Below are 1,845 nucleotides of genomic sequence, written 5' to 3' on the forward strand. Positions count from 1 at the left end.
AGCCCGCACCGCACCGTATCCACGAGCACTGCGTCTTCGCAGAGGACGATTCTGTTGTCAGAGCTGTTCGCCGATCCTCTGGGAGAACTCCACGAGGCGGTTGGAGAAGCCCCACTCGTTGTCGTACCAACCGAAGACCTTGACCTGGCCGTCGATCACCTCAGTCAAGGGCGCATCGAAGATCGAGGAGTGCGGGTTGCCAACGATGTCGTGGGAGACGATCGGCGCCTGGGAGTACTGCAGGTATCCGGCCAGCGGCCCGTGATCGGCAGCCTCGCGGAAGGCCGCGTTGACGTCCTCGACCGTTGCCGGACGGGAGGTGACCACGGTGAGGTCGGTGATCGAGCCGACCGGGACCGGCACCCTCATGGAAGCGCCGGTCAGACGCCCGTCGAGCTCGGGAATGACCAGGCCGATGGCCCGGGCGGCCCCCGAGGAGGTGGGAACGATGGAGGCGGCGGCAGCGCGCGCCCGACGCAGGTCCTTGTGGGGCGCATCGTGAAGCCGCTGGTCCCCGGTGTAGGCGTGGATCGTCGTCATGAGACCGCTCTCGATCCCGAAGGCGTCGTGGAGGACCCTGGCGAGCGGGGCCAGGGAGTTCGTGGTGCACGATCCGTTGGAGAACACGTCGGCGGCAGAGACATCCAGCTGACTGTCGTTGACCCCTAGGACGAAGGTGGGGACGTCGCCCTTGGCGGGTGCGGAGACGATGACCTTCTTGGCACCGCCCTTGAGGTGCTGGGCGGCCTTGTCCCGGTCAACGAAGAACCCGGTGGACTCGATGACGACGTCGGCCCCGACCTCGCCCCAGTGGATCTTGGCCGGGTCCGGCTCGGAGAAGACCTTGATGGTCCGCCCGGCGACCTCGAGGTCCTCGCCGTCGGTGGCGACGCCGTCGAGGTGCCCGGCCACTGAGTCCCACTCCAGGAGCGTGGCCAGCGTGCCCGCGTCGGTCAGATCGTTGACGGCAACGACCTCGACGTCCGCCCCGCCGGCCAGCGCAGCACGCAGGTACGTGCGTCCGATGCGCCCGAAACCGTTGATACCGATACGAATAGTCATGATCCTTCTCCTTCGGTGAATGGAGGCGCCAGCGGACACCGACGCCGACTTGTCAGGATCAGGAGGAGGCGGACCCGTCGCCCCCAGGAACCGCACCAACGGCCCCGGCCGCTACACGGAGCAGCTCGAGGGCGCCTTGACAGGCCGCGTCATACGGGGCCCTGTCCTGCTCGGCCATGGCCAGGACGTAACCGCCCTGAACAACGGCGACCATCGTGCGAGCCAGGTGGTCCGGCTCAAGGCCTGCCGGCAGACGCCCCTGCGACCTGGCCGTACCAATGACAACGACCAGCATCTCGCGAAGCCGGGCGAAGGCCTCGGCGACCGGCTCACGAAGACCGTCGTCAGCCACCACCGCCTTGTCCTGGGCCATCCGACCGACTCGGCAGCCTTTGAGCGGATCACGCGGGAGGGTGAGGTAGGCACTGAGGATCTCGAGCGGATCCTCAAGCCCCTTGAGCGCGGCCTTCCAGGAATCCAGCTGGACCTGGCAGTTGTGATTCAGGGCCGCCAGCCCGAGATCCCGCTTGGTCGGGAAATAGTGATACATGCTCCCCTGGCCGACGCCGGAGAGCTCGCGAACCGCTCGCGGGCTCGTGGCGCTGTAACCACGTTCCCACATCAGCTCGGCCATCGCCTCAATCAGCTTCTCTCTCGAGTCCACGCCAGAACTGTACATACCTCACCATGACGCACCCCTGGGAGGCACGGCGGCCACCCAACTCTGCTCCCTCCTGAACCTGATGCCAGAACTGTACATACCTCTAGGTACAGAACGCAAGA

2 protein-coding genes are annotated in these 1,845 nt (G+C 66.3%); both read right to left on the reverse strand.

All coding sequences use genetic code 11. The annotated features are described in order from the left end of the window. Window positions 1-57 precede the first annotated feature (57 nt). Window positions 58-1,062: a type I glyceraldehyde-3-phosphate dehydrogenase gene (gene gap, locus HMPREF9056_RS11015; protein WP_009405059.1), complete on the reverse strand. Its 1,005-nt coding sequence runs from the start codon at window positions 1,060-1,062 to the stop codon at window positions 58-60. 58 nt (window positions 1,063-1,120) lie between these two features. Further along, a complete protein-coding gene (locus HMPREF9056_RS11020) occupies window positions 1,121-1,741 on the reverse strand; it encodes a TetR/AcrR family transcriptional regulator (RefSeq protein ID WP_009405060.1) in 621 nt (206 codons plus the stop codon). Between the last annotated feature and the right edge of the window lie 104 nt (window positions 1,742-1,845).

Origin of the sequence: Actinomyces sp. oral taxon 170 str. F0386, assembly GCF_000195595.1 — a bacterium.
GTDB lineage: Bacteria > Actinomycetota > Actinomycetes > Actinomycetales > Actinomycetaceae > Actinomyces.

What these genes read in the sequence shown, in the direction of transcription:
- HMPREF9056_RS11020 (WP_009405060.1), bottom strand. Translation starts at nt 1,741, where the DNA reads ATGTACAGTTCTGGCGTGGACTCGAGAGAGAAGCTGATTGAGGCGATG.
- gap (WP_009405059.1), bottom strand. Translation starts at nt 1,062, where the DNA reads ATGACTATTCGTATCGGTATCAACGGTTTCGGGCGCATCGGACGCACG.